The organism is Mesorhizobium sp. P5_C1 (assembly GCF_054049815.1).
On record NZ_JBFULQ010001081.1, the window covers coordinates 1 to 1,049 of the forward strand.

A 1,049-nucleotide genomic window follows, 5' to 3' on the forward strand; every position below is an offset into this window, starting at 1 on the left:
GCGATATCCCGGTCGATCTGTCGTGACGCCTCTGCCATTTGGTCGGCGATCTCGCCGATAATGACGCGACCTGAAAATCTTCCAAGGAAGGCAGCGGGCATAGCTTCGCCGGCCGCCGGAACACACGTGTTCGGCTTTGGAATTCCCCTTCAGTTGTGATACTTACACTTGTGAAATTAGCACAAGGATTGTGAGTTGTGAAGCCTGCACAAGTGAGGATGGCTAGAGCGGCGTTGAACTGGTCCCTGGCTGACCTTTCGAAGGCTGCCGGAATTCACCGCAACACGATCTCGAATTTCGAGACAGGCAAGTATGGCGGTTCGGAAGATGCCCTGGCTGCGATCGAGAAGGCTCTCGAATCTGCCGGCGTCGAGTTCATCCCCGAGAATGGTGGCGGTGCCGGGGTGAGGCTGAGGAAGGGTGGCGGCATAGATAGTGGCGGCTAGTTGGGGACGATGGCAAAAGAAGAGTTCCAGGCAAACTGGCGTGGAGCACGCAAATATCAATTTGACGAGGAAACGCGTCGGAAGCAGGCCGCGCTCGATCGCAAGTTCCCCGATCCTGATCCCGCTCACTTGCCACAGCCAAGCGAGCCCATCCCGAGTACCGAAGCAGCAACGCACCAGAATACCGAAGCACCAGCGCGCCCACCAAAGTCGCGACCGAGACGGCGCGGTATCTCCATCGCCACGATGCTTCTACTCGTGACCGTCGCCTCGATTGCGGGCTACGTCACAGTGCTGCTTTTCGAGGGGCAACATATTGTTTGGCCGGCGCCGCCGCAGACGACGGACGCGCAGCCCTAGACCAGCGCGCCAGAACCTTCCTTGCCCTCGGAGGTGCCCCTCCCACCGAACCGGCCGCGTACTCGCTGAAATCGTCAAGCGCGCCCTTGCGGGGACGAAGCTCGCGCGCGATGCTGCGGACCATGATCGGGAGTCCGTTGTGTTGGCCACGAAAAGTCCGTCGATCGCCTTTCTTGCCGGGATGGCAGTTTGTTGTGCCACGAGCGTCGCYGAGGCTCGGCCCGACACGCGCACGATGAGCTG

Annotated in this window: 2 protein-coding genes; both read left to right on the plus strand. The window is 60.3% G+C overall.

All coding sequences use genetic code 11. The annotated features are described in order from the left end of the window. The first annotated feature begins 218 nt into the window (after positions 1–218). Complete coding sequence (locus tag ACXJ7R_RS34015) at positions 219–446, plus strand: helix-turn-helix domain-containing protein (protein ID WP_457155618.1); 228 nt, start codon at positions 219–221, stop codon at positions 444–446. A 9-nt stretch (positions 447–455) separates the two neighbouring features. After that, positions 456–806, plus strand: a complete 351-nt coding sequence (locus tag ACXJ7R_RS34020) for a hypothetical protein (RefSeq protein WP_457155617.1) — start codon at positions 456–458, stop codon at positions 804–806. Positions 807–1,049: the final 243 nt, after the last annotated feature.